Origin of the sequence: Photorhabdus stackebrandtii, from assembly GCF_011189495.1 — a bacterium.
GTDB classification, from domain to species: Bacteria; Pseudomonadota; Gammaproteobacteria; order Enterobacterales; family Enterobacteriaceae; genus Photorhabdus; species Photorhabdus khanii.
In genome coordinates this window covers 48,381-66,851 of the sequence record NZ_PUJV01000021.1, presented here as the reverse complement: position 1 = coordinate 66,851, position 18,471 = coordinate 48,381, and the positions used below count along the sequence as shown (strand labels likewise).

At 43.1% G+C, this 18,471-nt stretch carries 17 protein-coding genes; 7 read left to right on the top strand and 10 right to left on the bottom strand.

Annotated features, from left to right (window positions below; translation table 11 throughout):
- Positions 1-431: 431 nt before the first annotated feature.
- Positions 432-998 carry a D-glycero-beta-D-manno-heptose 1,7-bisphosphate 7-phosphatase gene (gene gmhB, locus C5470_RS16145; RefSeq protein WP_162524267.1) on the bottom strand — a complete coding sequence of 189 codons (567 nt, stop codon included), beginning with the start codon at positions 996-998 and terminating at the stop codon, positions 432-434.
- Between the two features lie 195 nt (positions 999-1,193).
- Here gmhB and metN point away from each other — a divergent pair, with 195 nt between their 5' ends.
- The 6 genes from metN to proS all read left to right on the top strand — a co-directional run bounded on the left by metN (position 1,194) and on the right by proS (position 6,846).
- Positions 1,194-2,225 (top strand): methionine ABC transporter ATP-binding protein MetN, encoded by a 1,032-nt coding sequence (metN, locus tag C5470_RS16140; protein WP_166290670.1) that lies wholly within the window; start codon positions 1,194-1,196, stop codon positions 2,223-2,225.
- The gene (locus C5470_RS16135; RefSeq protein WP_036843693.1) at positions 2,218-2,871 is read left to right on the top strand and encodes a methionine ABC transporter permease MetI; all 654 of its coding nucleotides are present in this window, start codon (positions 2,218-2,220) and stop codon (positions 2,869-2,871) included. The genes metN and C5470_RS16135 overlap by 8 nt, the downstream gene beginning before the upstream one ends.
- Before the next feature lie 66 nt (positions 2,872-2,937).
- Positions 2,938-3,753, top strand: coding sequence for a MetQ/NlpA family lipoprotein (locus tag C5470_RS16130; protein WP_036843695.1), 816 nt, complete (start codon positions 2,938-2,940; stop codon positions 3,751-3,753).
- 196 nt (positions 3,754-3,949) lie between these two features.
- Positions 3,950-4,297, top strand: a complete 348-nt coding sequence (gene rcsF / locus C5470_RS16125) for an Rcs stress response system protein RcsF (RefSeq protein ID WP_278249195.1) — start codon at positions 3,950-3,952, stop codon at positions 4,295-4,297.
- Positions 4,294-5,001, top strand: coding sequence for a tRNA (N6-threonylcarbamoyladenosine(37)-N6)-methyltransferase TrmO (gene tsaA, locus C5470_RS16120; protein ID WP_166290666.1), 708 nt, complete (start codon positions 4,294-4,296; stop codon positions 4,999-5,001). The genes rcsF and tsaA overlap by 4 nt, the downstream gene beginning before the upstream one ends.
- Positions 5,002-5,127: 126 nt before the next feature.
- Entirely contained in the window at positions 5,128-6,846 is a 1,719-nt protein-coding gene (proS, locus tag C5470_RS16115; protein ID WP_166290664.1) for a proline--tRNA ligase, read from the top strand.
- Positions 6,847-6,966: 120 nt separating this feature from the next.
- Here proS and nlpE read toward each other — a convergent pair whose 3' ends face one another.
- Positions 6,967-7,632, bottom strand: coding sequence for an envelope stress response activation lipoprotein NlpE (gene nlpE, locus C5470_RS16110; protein WP_166290663.1), 666 nt, complete (start codon positions 7,630-7,632; stop codon positions 6,967-6,969).
- Between the two features lie 324 nt (positions 7,633-7,956).
- Between nlpE and rof the strand changes: the two genes are divergently transcribed.
- Complete coding sequence (gene rof / locus C5470_RS16105) at positions 7,957-8,223, top strand: Rho-binding antiterminator (protein ID WP_166290661.1); 267 nt, start codon at positions 7,957-7,959, stop codon at positions 8,221-8,223.
- A gap of 34 nt (positions 8,224-8,257) precedes the next feature.
- On the opposite strand, the gene tilS is transcribed toward rof, so the two are convergent.
- The 8 genes from tilS to lpxD all read right to left on the bottom strand — a co-directional run bounded on the left by tilS (position 8,258) and on the right by lpxD (position 18,471).
- Entirely contained in the window at positions 8,258-9,586 is a 1,329-nt protein-coding gene (gene tilS / locus C5470_RS16100; RefSeq protein ID WP_166290659.1) for a tRNA lysidine(34) synthetase TilS, read from the bottom strand.
- Between the two features lie 203 nt (positions 9,587-9,789).
- A complete protein-coding gene (gene accA / locus C5470_RS16095; protein ID WP_036843708.1) occupies positions 9,790-10,749 on the bottom strand; it encodes an acetyl-CoA carboxylase carboxyl transferase subunit alpha in 960 nt (319 codons plus the stop codon).
- Positions 10,750-10,761: 12 nt separating this feature from the next.
- Positions 10,762-14,244 (bottom strand): DNA polymerase III subunit alpha, encoded by a 3,483-nt coding sequence (gene dnaE, locus C5470_RS16090; RefSeq protein ID WP_166290657.1) that lies wholly within the window; start codon positions 14,242-14,244, stop codon positions 10,762-10,764.
- Between the two features lie 57 nt (positions 14,245-14,301).
- Positions 14,302-14,892: a ribonuclease HII gene (gene rnhB, locus C5470_RS16085; RefSeq protein ID WP_110742792.1), complete on the bottom strand. Its 591-nt coding sequence runs from the start codon at positions 14,890-14,892 to the stop codon at positions 14,302-14,304.
- Positions 14,889-16,073 (bottom strand): lipid-A-disaccharide synthase, encoded by a 1,185-nt coding sequence (gene lpxB / locus C5470_RS16080; protein ID WP_166290655.1) that lies wholly within the window; start codon positions 16,071-16,073, stop codon positions 14,889-14,891. The genes rnhB and lpxB overlap by 4 nt, the downstream gene beginning before the upstream one ends.
- Positions 16,074-16,077: 4 nt before the next feature.
- The gene (gene lpxA, locus C5470_RS16075) at positions 16,078-16,866 is read right to left on the bottom strand and encodes an acyl-ACP--UDP-N-acetylglucosamine O-acyltransferase (RefSeq protein ID WP_036843719.1); all 789 of its coding nucleotides are present in this window, start codon (positions 16,864-16,866) and stop codon (positions 16,078-16,080) included.
- 3 nt (positions 16,867-16,869) lie between these two features.
- On the bottom strand, positions 16,870-17,322 hold the full coding sequence (gene fabZ / locus C5470_RS16070; protein ID WP_021324819.1) for a 3-hydroxyacyl-ACP dehydratase FabZ: 453 nt from the start codon (positions 17,320-17,322) through the stop codon (positions 16,870-16,872).
- 120 nt (positions 17,323-17,442) lie between these two features.
- Positions 17,443-18,471 (bottom strand): UDP-3-O-(3-hydroxymyristoyl)glucosamine N-acyltransferase, encoded by a 1,029-nt coding sequence (lpxD, locus tag C5470_RS16065; protein ID WP_166290653.1) that lies wholly within the window; start codon positions 18,469-18,471, stop codon positions 17,443-17,445.

The following is an 18,471-nucleotide window of genomic DNA, read 5'->3' as shown; positions in this document are numbered from 1 at the left end:
CATGTGTTAGGCCTGCCGCCAGCGTTCAATCTGAGCCATGATCAAACTCTTCTATTAAAAGCTTGATGCTCAAAGAATTTTACTGTTCATTCGTCATGAATCAACTGTTGTTCACTCTTCAAGACTTAGTGTATTTTTTTGTGATACGGTCTTGTGAGTGCCCACACAGATTGTCTGATTAATTGTTAAAGAGCAGGCTGAACTAAAAATTAATATTCTGGTCCAGCCGGGCTGCGTATACTACGCTTTTCGCCCGCAGAGTCAAGCGCTTATTCACGTTGCTCTGCCTGACCTCACAATGTTTATCAGCGTTGTGTCGGTCAGTGGTGGCGCATTATAGGGGGTTCTTCAGCGCTGGCAAGCGTTTATTTGAAAAAAACTTTTATTCGCACACTCTTTCAACAATATGATGATATAAAGAACAAAAAAGCCTACTTCCTGATACTTTTAATCGCTTTAGGCAAGTCTGCAAGGCTATTTATTATCAAATCAGCCGCTTGTTCTGCTTCACTTGTAATTGGTTTACCTGTACGAACTAATACCTTAGTACCCACTTTCGCCATCACCGCCGCTTGCATATCTTCCAATTTGTCACCGACCATATAAGAAGCTGCCATATCAATGCCAAGCTCCTTCTGTGCATCCAGTAGCATACCTGGTTGTGGTTTACGGCAATCACAACTCTTCTTATATTGTTCTTCAGTCGCATCTGGATGATGGGGACAATAATAAATGCCATCCAAATCTACACCGCGATCTGCCAGTGACCAATCCATCCATTCTGTCAGTTGCAAAAATTGTTCTTCATTGAAAATGCCACGGGCAATACCTGACTGGTTTGTGACTAATACCAGTGCATACCCCATTTTTTTCAATTCAATCATGGTTTCAATGGCACCATCGATAAATTGAAAATCATCTACTTCGTGTACATAACCATGATCGATATTTATTGTTCCGTCACGATCTAAAAATACGGCAGGAATACCTTGTGTCACCCGATTGCTCCAAGCAATGTAAGAAGTTCTCAGTATCGCATGATTTAGCCATGAATGAGAATGCAGCAATTAATTTATTCCCAGTTGACTTAGACGTCTAGACACCTTAACATCCGATTTAACTAGTGGTTTGTTTTCTCAAAAATGTTCAAACTATTAATTTTCGAATTTTTATAAGAATAAATAAGAATAAAAATGATAAAACTGTCTCATATCAATAAAATATTCCAGCAGGGTGTCCGTTCTATCAACGCACTTTCAGATATCAGTCTGCATGTTCCGCAAGGGCAAATTTACGGTGTCATCGGCTCATCCGGTGCAGGCAAAAGTACGTTAATTCGCTGTGTGAATATGCTTGAGCGTCCAACTTCTGGGCAAGTACTGGTTGATGGTCAGGATCTGACTATCCTATCTGATAGTGATTTGACCCATGCACGTCGTCGTATTGGCATGATTTTCCAACACTTTAATTTGCTGTCTTCGAGAACAGTTTTTGGCAACATAGCCTTACCTTTAGAATTAGATAATGTTCCAAAGGCAGAAATAAAAAAACGGGTAGACGAGTTATTAGAACTTGTTGGTCTTGCAGATAAATACGATGCTTATCCAGCAAATCTCTCTGGTGGACAGAAACAACGTGTTGCTATTGCCCGTGCTTTAGCTAATTCACCTAAAGTACTTTTATGTGATGAAGCAACCAGTGCTCTGGATCCAGCAACAACCCGGTCTATTCTGGAATTATTGAAAGATATTAATCGCCGTCTGGGTCTGACTATTCTGTTAATTACACATGAAATGGATGTTGTCAAACGTATATGTGACCAGGTTGCAGTTATCAGCGGTGGGCAACTGGTTGAACAGGATATTGTCAGTGAAGTGTTTTCTCATCCCAAAACACCTATCGCTCAGGCATTCATCCAGTCAACTTTGCATTTGGATATCCCTGAAGACTATGTGCAAAAAATGCAAAGCACCCCAGCCCCAGATCTTAGCCCATTATTGAAATTGGAGTTTACCGGTCAGTCTGTAGACGCACCTCTGATTTCAATGGCAGTACGTCGTTTTAATATTGATATGAATATATTAAGTTCCCAAATTGACTACGCCGGTGGAGTAAAATTTGGTGTGATGTTAGCGGAATTACACGGTGAAAATGGCGGCGTTGAATCAACAATTAAATTTTTACAAGACCATCATGTGAAAGTAGAGGTTCTCGGTTATGTCTGAAGGAATGATCTTATTGCTGGCTAAAGGCGTCTGGGAAACTCTGGTAATGACTTTTGTTTCTGGTTTCTTTGGCTTTATTATTGGGCTGCCGATAGGTGTCTTGTTATATGTCACCCGCCCTGGTCAGATTATGGAAAACAGTAAACTCTATCGTTTTCTTTCAGCGATAGTGAATGTTTTCCGTTCTATCCCATTTATTATTTTACTGGTATGGATGATTCCTTTTACCAGATTAATTGTTGGAACATCTATCGGTTTACAAGCCGCCATTGTTCCATTAACCATAGGTGCTGCACCATTTATTGCCCGTATGGTGGAAAATGCTTTACTGGAAATTCCATCAGGATTAATTGAAGCAGCTCGCGCAATGGGAGCGACTCCGTTCCAGATTGTGAAGAAAATTCTATTACCTGAAGCGTTACCAAGTTTGCTCAATGCAGCCACAATTACCCTGATTACGTTAGTAGGTTATTCCGCAATGGGCGGTGCTGTAGGTGCAGGCGGATTAGGACAGATTGGCTACCAATATGGTTATATCGGCTATAATGCAACAGTAATGAACACCGTATTAGTATTACTGGTTATTTTAGTTTACTTAATTCAATTAAGTGGTGACCGGTTAGTTAAAACCACAACACGCAAATAATAAAATTATTTTAATAGCAGCGCCGGTATCGGTGCTAATAAATCAGTATTCAATAGGGGTGAAAATATGTCTGTTAAATTAAGAACCATCGCAACTATCAGCGCTCTTTTAGGTTCATTAATTCTGGTTGGTTGCGGGCAGGAAAAACAAGATCCAAACCATATTAAAGTAGGTGTTATTGTTGGTGCAGAACAGGAAGTTGCTGAAATTGCAAAAAAAGTAGCTAAAGACAAATATGGTCTTGATGTAGAACTGGTCACTTTTAATGATTTTGTATTACCAAACGAGGCTCTGAGTAAAGGTGATATTGATCTGAATGCATACCAACACAAACCTTACATGGATCAACAAATCAAAGATCGTGGTTACAAACTGGTCACTGTTGGCAACTCTTTTATTTATCCAATTGCTGGTTATTCCAAGAAAATTAAATCCCTGGATGAATTACAGGATGGTTCTCAAATTGCGCTACCAAATGATCCAACGAACTTAGGTCGTTCTTTATTACTGTTACAGAAACAAAACTTAATCAAACTGAAAGATAACATAGGATTATTACCAACAACTCTGGACATTGCTGAGAATCCTAAAAATCTAAAATTGGTTGAGCTAGAAGCACCACAATTACCACGTTCATTGGACGATCAAAAAATTGCTCTGGCAATCATTAATACGACATATGCCAGCCAAATCGGCCTGACTCCGGCAAAAGACGGTTTATTTGTCGAAAATAAAGATTCTCCCTATGTAAACCTGCTGGTTAGCCGTGAAGATAATAAGGACGCTGAAAACGTTAAGAAATTCGTTAAAGCATATCAATCCGATGAAGTTGATGAAGCTGCCAATAAAATTTTTAACGGTGGTGCGGTGAAAGGCTGGTAATCTTTCATATTACACTCATCGATATTAGAATAATCAGGCGGATAGATTGTCCGCCTGATTTGTTATGGCATCATGTTTTCGATATTTTTTTGTTAACCTGATTCTATTCTCTTAACTCTGACAGTAAAAATTCGAGGATCTATTAATGCGTAAGCTGTTTATCTCTTTGCTAGCTCTATTCATAACAGGATGTTCAATGCAACAGACAGCATTTACTGACTCTTCTCAGTTATCGGATATGAGGCACAAACAAACATTAACCGAAGAAAAAAAGAATCTTTCCTCATCCGTAAAGTTGTATACCAAGAGTGAAGAGTTAATAAATACCGTATTTAAAGATTTAGGAATTGTTTCTGGTCAATCATGCCGTGGTTCTTTACAGGATCCACCAGCTAATATCGCCGTAGCACGTAACCAGATGATAACGAAGGCCGCTCATTTGAATGCTAACGCAGTTTTATTACATCAGTGCGAGATGTTATCAGGTCAAGGATGCTATCAGATAGCAATATGTGAAGGTTCAGCTCTGCTTATTACTCAATGATCGATTTTCATTTCACACAAATAGGGGTTATCCACTCCCCTTATAAAGAAAAATTTGCCGTTCCACGCCAACCAGGTCTTATTAAAGATGGAGGAGGGCAATTGGTACTTCTTCCACCCTATAATCAACCAGATGCAGTTCGTGGTTTGGAACAATTTAGTCATCTATGGGTTATTTTTATTTTCCACCAAACAATGGATGGCGGCTGGAAGCCAATGGTACGCCCTCCCCGTTTAGGCGGCAATGCAAAAATGGGCGTATTCGCAACCCGTTCAACTTTCAGACCGAACCCAATTGGTATGTCTCTGATTGAACTTAAAGGAATTAAATACAGAAAAGGCAGTGTTACTCTGGAATTGGGCAGCCTGGATTTAGTTGATGGCACACCGGTTATTGATATCAAGCCTTATCTGCCTTTCGCTGAATGTCAGCCGCACGCTGTGGCAGGTTTTGCTCAAGAAGCACCTTCTGCCGGTATGAAAGTGATATTTTTACCTGCCGCCGAACAACAGCTCATCTCAGTTCAAAACACTTACCCAGATTTACGCCGTTTTATCAGTCAAGTCTTGGCCCAAGACCCTCGTCCTGCTTACCGGAGAGGAGAACAGGAAAATCGAGAATATGCCGTTCATTTACTGAATTTTAATGTACGCTGGAGAATCTATGGCACACTGACTGAAGTGTTTTCCATTGAATCCCTTTAAAAATCAGTATATGCCCTTTTGACATCTTAAACTCGCTGGTAGACTAAAGGCTTATTTTCGTTTTTTTATTAGCTGGCAAATTACTGCCAGTCAGAAGCAATTTGCTGCTCTAATGGAACCCTAACAATGCGCACTAGCCAATATCTGCTCTCTACATTAAAAGAGACTCCTGCCGATGCAGAGGTTGTCAGTCATAAACTGATGCTTCGTGCGGGCATGATCCGTAAGCTCGCTTCAGGTCTGTATAATTGGATGCCTACAGGTGTCCGCGTACTAAACAAAGTTGAGAAAATTGTTCGTGAAGAGATGAACAATGCTGGAGCAATTGAAATATCTATGCCCGTCGTACAGCCAGCAGATTTATGGCAGGAAAGTGGTCGCTGGGAACAGTACGGCCCAGAATTACTGCGTTTTGCTGACCGGGGGGATCGCCCTTTTGTGCTGGGTCCAACTCATGAGGAAGTCGTTACTGATCTGATCCGCAATGAAGTCAACTCATACAAACAGTTACCACTGACTTTATTCCAGATCCAGACTAAATTCCGGGACGAAGTTCGCCCTCGCTTTGGTGTAATGCGCTCCCGGGAATTTTTAATGAAAGATGCTTACTCTTTCCATGCTACCCAAGAGTCACTGCAAGAAACTTACGACAACATGTACAAAGCCTACAGCAAAATCTTTACCCGTATTGGTTTGGATTTCCGCGCTGTTCTGGCAGACACCGGTTCTATCGGCGGTAGTGCTTCCCATGAATTTCAGGTTCTGGCTGCCAGTGGAGAAGATGATATCGTTTTCTCCACTGAATCTAATTACGCAGCTAATATTGAATTGGCCGAAGCCGTAGCTCCTGCTTATGATCGTGCAACACCAACAGAAGAGATGCATCTGGTAGACACCCCAAATGCAAAAACAATCGCTGAACTAGTTGAACAATTCAATCTGCCAGTTGAAAAAACGGTTAAGACTCTGATGGTTCATGCAGCAGAAGATACGGGCCATAAATTGATCGCCTTACTGGTCCGCGGCGACCATGAACTTAATAAAATCAAAGCAGAGAAATTACCTTTGGTTGCCAACCCTCTGACTTTTGCTACCGAAGAAGAGATTCGTACAATTGTAGGTGCTGGTCCAGGCTCACTGGGACCTGTCAATCTGACAATACCTGTTATTATTGACCGCAGTGTGGCGGTGATGAATAACTTTGGCGCAGGTGCCAATATTGATGACAAACACTATTTCGGTATCAACTGGGAACGTGATTTACCAATACCAGCAGTCGCTGATATCCGTAATGTTGTTGAAGGTGATGCCAGCCCGGATGGTAAAGGAACAGTGCTCATCAAACGTGGCATTGAAGTTGGTCATATCTTCCAACTTGGCACCAAGTATTCTGATGCAATGAAAGCAACCGTTCAAGGCGAAGACGGTCACAATCAGATCGTCACTATGGGTTGTTATGGTATTGGCGTTACCCGGATTGTCGCCGCAGCGATTGAACAAAATCACGATGACCGTGGTATCATCTGGCCTGATGCAATTGCACCATTCCAGGTCGCTATTCTGCCAATGAATATGCATAAGTCATATCGTGTTAAGGAAGTTGCAGAGAAACTGTATGCCGATCTGCGCGCCAACGGCATTGATGTCATTTTCGATGATCGTAGAGAACGCCCAGGCGTAATGTTCGCTGATATGGAGCTTATTGGCGTACCACACACTATCGTTATCGGTGACCGTAATCTCGATAATGGCGAAGTGGAATATAAATATCGTCGCAGTGATGAAAAACAGATACTAAAACTAAACGATGTTGCTGATTATCTGAAACAACAACTTGGTTGTTAATTAGGGTTATTACAATAACTCATTGAGCAGTATGGTGATAATGATCAGAACATAAAGACGCAGTAAGTGAACTCGTTTTACTCTTCTGGCCCATTATCACCATTCATATTGAAGCTAGAATTATTTCTTCATATTACAAGATTTCGATTTATCGAAATGAATTTTACCTGTCTGAATCAGGGCTGAATTAAATTGCCCATCCTCCATTGAAGGACTCACGCTATAATAGCCTTCAACTTCAACATAAACCGGTGTTCCACCTTCTACGCCAACCTGGTGATAGCCTTGCTCCAAATCCAAACTTTCCGGCACGTCATAATGCTTACCTGTACTACAATCAGTAAATGAAGCGGCATCAGCCATGTAACTGTATTCACCCGTCAGCTTTTTCGGTTTTACCCTTTTCAGCTCATAATTGAATGACGATTCAATTGTGTTGCCTTCCATATCCAGCATTACCAAATTTCCATCTTTCGGCAAATAGTAATATTTCTGGTCATCTGATTTTGCCAGACGGATTTTTTCTCCATCTTTCGCCCATTGCCCGGATTCAAAGAATGACTGATCACCATCACGAGAACCAAGATAAGTTTGCTCCAGAATATAAGTACCATCATCATCCAATAACAGTGTGGTATCAATACCAGAACAATCAGCACAAGGAAGAACACCATGAAAAGTCCGATCCATTGGCTGTGAACTCGTTTGCTGTGCCAAGTTACCTTTACATCCCACCAAAGCAGATACGCCCACAGCAACTAACGCTGTTAAAAGTTTTTTATTCATATTTATCTCCAAACAGTATAATGAGCTCTGTGACTCATCTCAAACAAGGAACATAGGATTATTACAGCTTAATAGCGTAAATACCGTCCTTTTCAAGGATGTTACCCAATAGTAACGAAATGATATGAGCCGATTTTAATACTTTTGTCAGGAACTTGCTGTGAAATAAGACTTTTATTTACTTACTGTTCAGAGGGAACAACCAAAGTTATTCATTAATCACGATTGATTTCCTGTGCTATAGTCATTAATAGTGCTTTTGAGTTACAATTTTTAACAACCACAGGCGGCAATAACCGCCACTAACCATAGTGGTGAGAAAATATGTCTATAAATACTGAATATCAACCAATTAACTGTGACGACTATGACAACCTTGAGTTGGCTTGCCAACATCAGCTCCATCTACACATAAAATTACGAGGTGGTGAAGTTATTGAAGGGAAAGCCTGTGATTTGATTTTGAGAAAGAAAGTTGAATACCTGATAATCGAAACAGCAGATAATCCCCAAGAACTGCGGTTGGATCATATCGCCAGTTTCAGTCACCCTGAAATCGGTACTGTTATTGTTGAACATTCCGAATCTTGATAAGAAACAGCCGCCTCTGGCGGCTTATAACTCTTTATTTTAGCAACGTTTTATTCCAGTTAATTGTCAATATTCTCTGCCCTTCTACCGCTTCGCTTTCTTTGGTAATAAAGATACCTAATGCAGCTATCAGTTGTTCGTTGTAATAAAGCAATGGAATCCGCTCTCTAAGCCACGGAGCAACCCCAAGCTCCTGCCACAATTTTTTACTGTGCCGGGGATGTTGACGACCCACAATACTCATCATTCCCTGAACGCCAAAGCGGATAGTCACCCGCTCATTATTAGCCGGGGCCCTTACTTGAATACCACGATCAGAAATATTCAGTTCTCCCAAGCGATCCGGTAATACCAACGTATTGCAAATATCCCACTCAAGAATAGTGTCTCTCAAAGATTGCAATTGAGGAACCAACCAAAGTTTTTGCTTATAACGCCGTACATTATACTGACCAAATTGTAGCTGGGGTACAGCATCAGTGCGAGCAAGAGCCACCTCATACCAAAGCCTGTGAAGTTGCTCCCGTGAGGGCATTTTCATGTCATGGTAACCAAACCAACGACGTAACAAAGCATTTCGTTTAGCTTCAGAGCACACTTCCAAAGGTGAAATACCTAAAGCGCCATCCTGAGTTATCAATTCTTTCAGAAATTCATTCAATAATTCATCCAGAAGCTGCTCCTGCTCACCACATAAACTTGCGCTACGAGCAACAGATTGCGGGAAATGGGGCCAGCGTTGATTCAGTAACGGCATAACATGTAAGCGCAGAAAATTCCTGTCATAACGATCATCCTGATTACTGTCGTCTTCAATCCAATTCAGACGATGTTCACTAGCATATATTTCCAACTCATTCCGACTATAACCAAGCAGTGGGCGAAATAATAAGGTATCAGCAAATATTGCGACTGGAGGCATAGAAGCAAGGCCAGCCGGGCCACTGCCACGCTTTAGTGCCAATAAAAAAGTTTCCGCCTGATCATCAAGATGCTGAGCAGTTACCAGAATTTCGTCTTTTTGTAATTCACGCCTGAACATCTGATATCTGGTATCACGAGCAGCAGCTTCAATGCCCTTTTCACGGGCATCTATCGTTACTCTTTCAAAACAAAATTCCACTTGCCAGTCATCACAAATCTGTTGGCAATGTTTAACCCATTGATCTGCTTTCGGATTTAAACCATGGTGAATATGCATTGCTCTCAGTTGAACTTCCTGATTGTGCTGACTACGCCAATTGACCAACAAATGCAGCAAAACTGAAGAATCCAGCCCACCACTGAATCCAACCAGGATTTTCTTATGTTCACCAAGCTGTTTAGCTAAAGTGAAGAATAATCGCTCATCAATTTTTGTCATTACAGACTCAAGAGTTCCTTAATTTGCAACAATCATGAATTCATTATCATCTGTGTTATTAATCAAAGAACCACTGCCTCTCAGATAATATTTTCCAACAATATGAAATAGCAAAAAAAGTTAGAAACAGTAAGGGATGGGAGTCGCTGAAATTTATCAATTCCAGTGACTCCCATCCCTTATGCAATCAGTTAGTTCAGATCTCAACAATAACCATATTGCATCAGGCGCTGATAACGACGGTTCACCAATTCTTCAGGTGCTAAATGATCAAGAGCTGCCAGATCAGCCAATAACTGAGCTTTTAGTGATGCTGATATTGCTTCGTAATTACGATGCGCACCACCTAATGGCTCTGGGATCACGGTATCGATTAATTCCAGCTCTTTCAAGCGAGGAGCAGTGATCCCCATTGCTTCTGCCGCCAGAGGCGCTTTTTCCGCACTTTTCCACAGAATGGAGGCACAGCCTTCCGGGGAGATAACAGAATAAGTACTGTATTGCAGCATATTCACTTTATCACCGACACCAATTGCTAACGCACCACCGGAACCACCTTCACCAATCACAGTACAAATAACAGGCACAGACAAACGGGACATTTCACGCAAATTGCGGGCAATAGCCTCAGACTGACCACGTTCTTCTGCACCAACGCCAGGATATGCGCCAGGAGTATCAATGAAAGTGATAATTGGCAGTTTAAAACGTTCCGCCATTTCCATCAGACGCAGAGCCTTACGATAGCCTTCCGGCGCCGGCATACCGAAATTACGGCGGATTTTTTCTTTCGTTTCACGGCCTTTTTGATGACCAATAATCATCACTGGACGCCCATCAATACGAGCCAAACCACCAACAATTGCTTTGTCATCAGCGTAAGCGCGATCACCCGCCAGCTCTTCAAAATCAGTAAAAATATGCTGAATATAGTCCAATGTATAAGGACGGCGTGGATGACGGGCAAGTTGAGCAATTTGCCAAGCACCTAAATCTGAAAAGATTTTGCGAGTCAATTCCAGACTTTTTTCCCGCAAACGTTGTACTTCTTCATCCAGATTTATATCTAATTTTTCATCTTGACGGCTAACTGCGGTTAGCGAATCAATTTTCGCTTCCAGCTCGGCAATCGGCTGTTCAAATTCAAGAAAATTCAGACTCATAACATTCCTATTTTAGTCAAATTCTAATTCTACCTGCTCATTACCCAGCAGAGTTCGCAAATCTGTCAGAAGGTTATCCGTTGGCGTTACCCTCCATGTCGCGCCAAATCTTAAACGGGCGCGGGCGTCTTCCCTCTGGTAATAAAGATGAACCGGTATCGTTCCAGAACGATGTGGTTCCAAGGCGCCACGAAGACGGCTCAACAATTGATCATCAATTTGCCTGTCTAACAGCGAGATAGCAAGCCCACGCGCATATTTTTCACGCGCTTCACTAATATCCATTAATTCACGGGCTGTCATTTTAAGACCACCGTTGAAGTCATCAAAGCTGACCTGCCCCGTAGCTATCAATATCCGGTCCTGTTCCAACAAATGCCGGTATTTCTCCAAGGCATCGGAAAATAACATGACTTCCAGACGTCCTGAACGGTCGTCCAATGTACAAATACCAATCCGGTTACCCCGTTTGGTTATAATCACTTTGGACGCCAGCACTAAGCCTATCACCGTCGTTACTTGACCACGCGGTGTCGGATTCACATCTTTTAACCGTAATCCATTAGTATAGCGCTCAATTTCTTTTAAATAACGTGTGATCGGGTGCCCAGTTAAATAGAGTCCCAGCGTTTCCCGTTCACCATCAAGAACAACCTGTTCTGGCCATTGAGAAATATTGGCATAAGAACGCTCAACTTCTTCCGGCGCTTCAGCTAATACACCAAACATATCAGTCTGACCAATGGCTTCTGCCTTAGCATGCTGATCCGCTGCTTTCAGGGCATCTTCCAGAGAGGACATCAGTGCCGCACGGTGCGGCCCCAGACGGTCAAACGCCCCTGACATAATCAGCTTTTCCATCACCCGACGATTTAATTTCTTGGTGTCAACGCGGGCACATAAATCAAATAGCTCTCTAAAATAACCACCTTTCTGACGAGCCTCAATGATCGCTTCAATCGGCCCCTCACCAACCCCTTTAATGGCACCAATCCCATATACGATCTCCCCGTCATCATTAACGTGGAAATGATACAGGCCGCTATTAATATCAGGTGGTAATATTTTCAGCCCCATACGCCAACATTCATCAATCAGCCCAACGACTTTTTCTGTATTATCCATATCAGCCGTCATTACCGCAGCCATGAACTCAGCTGGATAATGTGCTTTCAGCCATAAAGTCTGATAAGAAACCAATGCATACGCAGCAGAGTGAGATTTGTTAAACCCATAACCAGCAAATTTCTCTACCAAGTCAAAGATTTTTATTGATAGTTCGCCATCAATGCCGAGTTTTTTGGCTCCATCCTCAAATACAGAACGCTGCTTCGCCATCTCCTCCGGCTTTTTCTTGCCCATTGCCCGTCGGAGCATATCTGCACCACCGAGAGTATATCCCGCCAGCACCTGAGCAATCTGCATCACTTGTTCCTGATAAAGGATAATGCCGTAGGTTGGCTCCAAAACAGGTTGTAAAGATTCGTGCTGCCATTGTACATCTGGGTATGAAATCTCTTCCCGACCATGTTTGCGGTCAATGAAGTTGTCCACCATACCTGATTGCAAAGGACCCGGCCGAAACAGTGCCACAAGCGCAATCATGTCTTCGAAGCAGTCGGGACGCAGGCGTTTGATAAGATCCTTCATACCACGGGATTCAAGCTGGAATACCGCTGTTGTTTCAGCGCGTTGCAGCATATCGAAGCTCTTGGCGTCGTTCAGCGGAATCGCTGCGATATCAATTGGATCCAGATTTTTCTTCGCTCTGCGTGCGTTGATCATTTCCAACGCCCAATTGATGATGGTCAACGTCCTCAGACCAAGGAAATCGAATTTCACCAACCCAGCATATTCCACATCGTTTTTATCAAACTGAGTAACCGGGTTCAAACCTTCTGGATCACAGTAGAGAGGCGCGAAATCTGTGATCTTGGTTGGGGCGATAACGACCCCACCAGCGTGTTTCCCCGCGTTACGGGTAACACCTTCCAGTTTGCGCGCCATATCTATCAGCGCTTTAACTTCCTCATCCGCTTCATAAATTTCAGGAAGCTGTGGCTCTGCGACAAATGCCTTTTCCAGTGTCATACCAGGATCAAGCGGTATCAATTTGGAAATTCTATCAACAAACCCGTATGGATGCCCCAGCACACGGCCAACATCCCGGATGACGGCTTTCGCTGCCATCGTACCGAATGTGATGATCTGAGATACAGCATCACGACCATATATATCAGCCACATGATCAATCACCAGATCACGCTTTTCCATACAGAAATCAACGTCAAAATCGGGCATGGAAACACGTTCAGGATTAAGGAACCGTTCAAACAGCAGGTCGAACGCCAAAGGATCGAGATCAGTTATTTTCAGAGCATAAGCCACCAAAGAACCGGCACCAGAACCACGTCCTGGGCCGACAGGAACACCATTATCTTTCGACCACTGAATAAATTCCATCACGATCAGGAAGTAGCCAGGGAATCCCATCTGATTGATAACCCGAAGTTCAACATCAAGCCGCTCATCATATTCAGGACGCTTTTCTGCCCGTACTTTAGGATCCGGGTAGAGAAATGCCAAACGCTCTTCTAACCCTTGTTTAGATTTATCGACCAGATAATCTTCTGTGCTCATTTCTCCCGTCGGGAATTGCGGCAGGAAATACTCACCAAGGCGGATAGTGACATTACAACGCTTAGCAATTTCTACACTGTTTTCCAGTGCTTCGGGAATATCAGCAAATAGTTCACACATCTCCTGTTCACTACGCAGATATTGCTGAGGACTGTAATTTTTCGGGCGTTTTGGATCAACTAATGTATAGCCATCATGAATCGCCACGCGGATCTCATGAGCATCAAAATCTTCACTGTCGATGAAACACACATCATTAGTCGCAACAACAGGCAAGTTCTTTTCTGTCGCCAATGCAACCGCAGCATGCAAATAACTTTCTTCATCTGCACGACCAGTACGAATGAGCTCCAGATAATAACAATCAGGGAAATGCTCCTGATAAAACTCAAGGCATTGGTCCACCATAACCTGATTACCACGTAACAGGAATTTGCCAACATCTCCCATACGACCACCGGAGAGCAAGATCAACCCTTCTTTATGGTTTATCAGCCATTCCTGTTTAATTGTCGGGCCAACAGCACCATACCCCTTCTGATAAGCCTCTGATATCAGTAACGTCAGGTTATGATAGCCAGTATTATTGCGCGCAAGAATGGTCAGGTTAGCGTACTCATCACCGAGCAACTCGCTTTCCATATAGAAATCAGCACCAATAATCGGTTTTATTCCCGCCCCATGAGCACTGCCGTAAAATCTTACCAACCCACACAGGTTAGTAAAATCAGTGATCGCAAAAGCTGGCATACCTAATTGAGCAACCTTTTTCACTAAAGGGCTGGTTTTGGCTAAGCCATCAATCATTGAATAGTCGCTGTGGACACGTAAGTGTACAAAACGGGGTTCGGCCATGTGTTTGTCCAGATGATATTGATTTGAAGAATAGCTGTATTCAGTCAACAAGTTAACTTAAAGGCCAATTGCTCTTTTAACCGGCGCAAAACTTTTACGGTGATGTTTTGTCGCTCCCAACAGAGCCAGCTTTTCTAAATGAAATGCCGTTGGGTAGCCTTTATGTTTAGCAAATCCATATTCAGGAAATAATTGGTCAAGTTCAGCCATTTCCCGATCTCTAGTCACTTTCGCCACAATAGAAGCCGCACTGATTTCAGCAACCAGCCCATCACCTTTTATCACCGCTTGTGCAGGCATTGACAATTTAGGGCAACGATTGCCATCAATCAGCACATATTCAGGCGAAATAGACAAGCCAGCCACAGCCCTTTGCATCGCAAGCATAGTTGCGTGCAAGATATTCAGTTGATCAATTTCTTCTGGCTCTGCACGCCCCAGGCTCCAACACAACGCTTTTTCTGTAATCTCCAGATACAATGCTTCACGGCGTTTCTCACTGAGTTTTTTAGAATCAGCCAGCCCGGCGATCGGCCTGGATGGATCTAAAATAACAGCCGCGGTCACAACTGCACCTACTAATGGGCCTCGGCCAACTTCGTCAACTCCGGCAATCAGATTTGCCTGAGGATATTTAAATTCCATCATTTTCCTGCTAATTCCAGTACAGCTTGTGCAGCTTGTTCATCAGCATTACAGCGGATGCTTTCGTGCAGATGTAAAAATGTCTGTTTCAATGCTTCAACTTTTTCACTACCTTGCAGTAATGACAACAATTCATCTGCAAGTTTCAGCGGCTGACACTTTTCCTGCAATAATTCTTTAACCAGCTCTTTACCGGATAGCAAGTTCGGCAATGAAACATAAGGTGTTTTTACAAGACGTTTTGCCAGCCAGAAAGTAAAGGGTTTCATCCGGTAACCCACGACCATCGGGCATTTTGCCAGCATACACTCCAGAGCAGCCGTGCCAGATGCCAAAAGTGCAGCATCACTTGCGATCATAATTTCACGCGCTCTACCATCCACAAGGTGGACATTCAGATCTGGCGTAGTTTCCTGTTTGATTCGCTCGAATTGTTCACGCCGTTTAGCATTCACTAACGGCACAAACACATGCAAATTTAGAATCTTTTGCCGCAATAACTGAGCTGTTTTAAGAAAATCAGCACCCAGCATCTCAACTTCAGAATGGCGGCTCCCTGGCAACAAAGCCAGGCAAACGGCCTCTTGCGGGATACCTAATAGCTCACGTGCTGCCGCTTTATCCGGCTGTAACGGCATAGCATCCGCCATTGTATGCCCAATAAACCGGCAAGGGACATTAAACTTATCGTAAAACGCTTTTTCAAAAGGCAAGAAGGCCAGAACCATATCTGTGGCTTTACCAATTTTGAAAACACGTTTTTGACGCCAGGCCCATACCGACGGACTGACATAATGAAGAGTACGGATGCCCTGCTGTTTTAACCGGCCTTCCAATGTAATATTGAAATCCGGCGCATCAATGCCCACAAATACATCAGGTTTCAGTTCTGTGAAACGGGTTGTCAAATCCTTACGGATTTTCAGCAAACGAGGAAGACGTTCAAGAACTTCGACAATCCCCATTACAGCCAGCTCTTCCATCTCATACCAGGCTTCACAACCTTCTGCCTGCATAAGAGGGCCTGCAACACCAACAAAACGGGCATTGGGTATTTTGGCTTTTAATGCACGAATCAAACCTGCCCCAAGGATATCACCGGAGGTTTCTCCGGCGACTAATCCAATCGTCAGCGGGTGCAGACTATCAATAGAAGAAATGGTAGCCAAAGGAGTATCCTTCATCTACTTAACGGATAATGCCACGAGTAGAATTTGCCAGAAAATCGCTGAAGATTTTGACATGCTGATTATCTTCAGCCAACTTAGCAATTTCCTGCTGTGCTTCTTCTAAAGTTTTTCCATTACGATACAATAGCTTGTATGCACTTCTGATTAAATGTAATGAATCTTTATCAAAGCCACGGCGTTTCAAGCCTTCAATATTAATGCCAAAAGGTGTTGCATGATTACCCTGAGCAATAACATATGGAGGAATATCCTGTACCACACCAGAACAACCACCCACCATAGCATGAGAGCCAATCTGACAAAACTGATGAATCGCGCTCATACCACCGATGATGACATAATCCCCCAGAATAACATGCCCCCCCAAAGTACCATTATTAGCAATGACACAACGATCACCGATAATACAGTCATGAGCGATATGAGCATTAATCATCAACAAATTATCATTGCCGACTTTCGTTAAACCACCACCTTGCTCAGTTCCACGATGAATGGTCACACTTTCGCGGATACGGTTACGATCACCAATTTCAACTCTGGTTGGTTCACCGTGATATTTCAGGTCCTGATTCATTTCCCCAACAGAGGCAAACTGAAAAATCTGATTATCACGGCCGATTTTAGTTATTCCATTGACAACAACATGAGATTTCAGCTCTGTACCTTCGCCAATTTCAACCTGAGAACCAATGCAACAAAATGGGCCAATACGAACATTGGCACCAATAACCGCGCCATCTTCTATAATAGCGCTAGGATGTATATAAGCGGTTTCATCAATCATAGACTAGACCTCACGACGGCGAGCGCACATCATTTCTGCTTCGCAAACTACTTCTCCATCGACTTTTGCTACGCCTCTGCAACGAGCAACCCCTCGACGCTCTTTTATAAATTCAACTTCTAAAATCATTTGGTCCCCAGGCACTACCGGGCGTTTAAAACGGGCACCATCGATAGCGGCAAAATAATAGAGTTCATTTGGCTCCAGTTTACCCACACTCTTAAATGCTAGAATTCCAGTGGCCTGTGCCATAGCTTCAAGGATCAAAACACCAGGGAAGATAGGTTTGCCTGGAAAATGCCCCTGAAAGAAGGGTTCGTTAAAAGATACATTTTTAACTGCACGTAGGAATTTACCTTCTTCAAAATCAAGAACGCGATCCACCAATAAAAACGGATAACGATGCGGAAGCAGATCTAAAATTTCTTCAATGTGCAGAGTATGATTATCACTCATCTAAATACTCTTCCTGTCTAAAAAGGACTAATTATATTAACGACACGGCCCGCTTAAACCCCAAATCCAGAGTTCCCAGGCAGGCCGCAAAAATAAAACACAACCAAAAATATAGTGCAATTACTCGTTTTTGCCTTCCAGCTTACTCTCCAGTGACTTAAGACGTTTATTCATTTCATTGATATTCATGACTAAAGCTGCTGTCTTACGCCAAACTTTATTTGGTTGTAACGGAATGCCAGAGGAGTATACACCAGGTTCGGTGATTGGGCGCATCACCATACTCATCCCCGTGACGGTTACCTTATCACAGATTTCCATATGTCCATTAATGACACTGGCACCACCAATCATACAATAACGACCAATTTTCAGACTACCGGCCATGATCACACCGCCAGCAACTGCGGTGTGATCACCAATGATAACATTATGGGCAATCTGACACTGGTTATCGATAATGACGCCATTACCGATAATGGTATTATCCAGAGCTCCCCGATCGATAGTTGTGCAGGCACCAATCTCAACCCGGTCACCAATAATGACTGAACCTAATTGAGGGATTTTAACCCAATTACCGCGATCATTCGCATAGCCAAAGCCATCAGATCCGATAACAGCCCCTGACTGAATCAAACACTGCTCACCAATTTCAACATTATGGTAAACAGAGACATTCGCCCAAAAGCGACTTCCCGCACCAATATGTGTATTTTTGCCAATAAAGCAACCCGCACCGATAACAACGTTGTCGCCAAGAACAACGCCGGATTCGACAACAGCATTAGCGCCAACAGCAACATTTTTACCCAGTGTTGCCTGAGGTGAAATCACTGCGGAAGGGTGAATATCCTGTGCGGGAACCGGTGTTGTATCCATAATCTGAGCCATATAGGCATAGGCCAGATAAGGATTGGCAACAACCAATGCCGGAACATTACAATAAGGAAGATCTGACTCGCGGAGAACGACAGCGGCAGCCTGACATTCACCTAAACGTTCACGGTAACGGCTGTCAGACAAAAAAGTGATCTGTTCGTTATTGGCCGAATGCATTGGGGCAATACTGGTGATGACCACATCGCCATCACCATGTAATTGTGCATTCAACTGCTGAGCTAAATCAGCCAATCGAATTGAAGACAT

Excerpts from the sequence above, each read along its gene's own strand:
- metN (WP_166290670.1), top strand. The coding sequence starts at position 1,194 with ATGATAAAACTGTCTCATATCAATAAAATATTCCAGCAGGGTGTCCGT.
- C5470_RS16135 (WP_036843693.1), top strand. The coding sequence starts at position 2,218 with ATGTCTGAAGGAATGATCTTATTGCTGGCTAAAGGCGTCTGGGAAACT.
- C5470_RS16130 (WP_036843695.1), top strand. The coding sequence starts at position 2,938 with ATGTCTGTTAAATTAAGAACCATCGCAACTATCAGCGCTCTTTTAGGT.
- rcsF (WP_278249195.1), top strand. The coding sequence starts at position 3,950 with ATGCAACAGACAGCATTTACTGACTCTTCTCAGTTATCGGATATGAGG.
- tsaA (WP_166290666.1), top strand. The coding sequence starts at position 4,294 with ATGATCGATTTTCATTTCACACAAATAGGGGTTATCCACTCCCCTTAT.
- proS (WP_166290664.1), top strand. The coding sequence starts at position 5,128 with ATGCGCACTAGCCAATATCTGCTCTCTACATTAAAAGAGACTCCTGCC.
- nlpE (WP_166290663.1), bottom strand. The coding sequence starts at position 7,632 with ATGAATAAAAAACTTTTAACAGCGTTAGTTGCTGTGGGCGTATCTGCT.
- rof (WP_166290661.1), top strand. The coding sequence starts at position 7,957 with ATGTCTATAAATACTGAATATCAACCAATTAACTGTGACGACTATGAC.
- tilS (WP_166290659.1), bottom strand. The coding sequence starts at position 9,586 with ATGACAAAAATTGATGAGCGATTATTCTTCACTTTAGCTAAACAGCTT.
- accA (WP_036843708.1), bottom strand. The coding sequence starts at position 10,749 with ATGAGTCTGAATTTTCTTGAATTTGAACAGCCGATTGCCGAGCTGGAA.
- dnaE (WP_166290657.1), bottom strand. The coding sequence starts at position 14,244 with ATGGCCGAACCCCGTTTTGTACACTTACGTGTCCACAGCGACTATTCA.
- rnhB (WP_110742792.1), bottom strand. The coding sequence starts at position 14,892 with ATGATGGAATTTAAATATCCTCAGGCAAATCTGATTGCCGGAGTTGAC.
- lpxB (WP_166290655.1), bottom strand. The coding sequence starts at position 16,073 with ATGAAGGATACTCCTTTGGCTACCATTTCTTCTATTGATAGTCTGCAC.
- lpxA (WP_036843719.1), bottom strand. The coding sequence starts at position 16,866 with ATGATTGATGAAACCGCTTATATACATCCTAGCGCTATTATAGAAGAT.
- fabZ (WP_021324819.1), bottom strand. The coding sequence starts at position 17,322 with ATGAGTGATAATCATACTCTGCACATTGAAGAAATTTTAGATCTGCTT.
- lpxD (WP_166290653.1), bottom strand. The coding sequence starts at position 18,471 with ATGTCTTCAATTCGATTGGCTGATTTAGCTCAGCAGTTGAATGCACAA.